1 rRNA gene is annotated in these 482 nt (G+C 59.2%); it reads left to right on the top strand.

What is annotated here, in order from left to right:
• Window positions 1-122: ribosomal RNA gene (locus AB4089_RS22955) — 16S ribosomal RNA — on the top strand; the annotation flags it as partial.
• Window positions 123-482 lie beyond the last annotated feature (360 nt).

Below are 482 nucleotides of genomic sequence, written 5' to 3'. Positions count from 1 at the left end.
TAACACCCGAAGCCGGTGGCCTAACCCCTTGTGGGAGGGAGCTGTCGAAGGTGGGACTGGCGATTGGGACTAAGTCGTAACAAGGTAGCCGTACCGGAAGGTGCGGCTGGATCACCTCCTTTCTAAGGAGCACCTACAACCACCCTGCCAGGCGTTATGCSKGTGTGGTGGGGTTGTCAGGAGTAACGCCCGTTGCGCAGACGATTGTTCTGCGGCGGGTGCTCACGGGTGGAATATCAGCAAATAGCGGCCGCTGCGTTTTCTGCGGCACCCAGTACGGACTYACCTCTTCGGTGGTGGTCCTGGAACGGTGCGGCGGGGAAGGGAGCGGTTTAGTGTTTGGCACACTGTTGGGTCCTGAGGCAACAGGACCGGGGAGGGTGACTTTCCCGGGACTTGTGTTTCTGGTTTCCTGGCTGCACCGAGCRCGCACAGTTGATGTGTGTGGGGTGTGTGGTACGGGGTTGTTGTTTGAGAACTAC

Origin of the sequence: Arthrobacter sp. 2MCAF15 (genome assembly GCF_052115605.1) — a bacterium.
Taxonomy (GTDB): domain Bacteria; phylum Actinomycetota; class Actinomycetes; order Actinomycetales; family Micrococcaceae; genus Arthrobacter.
Note: the sequence above shows the minus strand (reverse complement) of the source record. Positions and strands in the feature narration are given on the sequence as shown.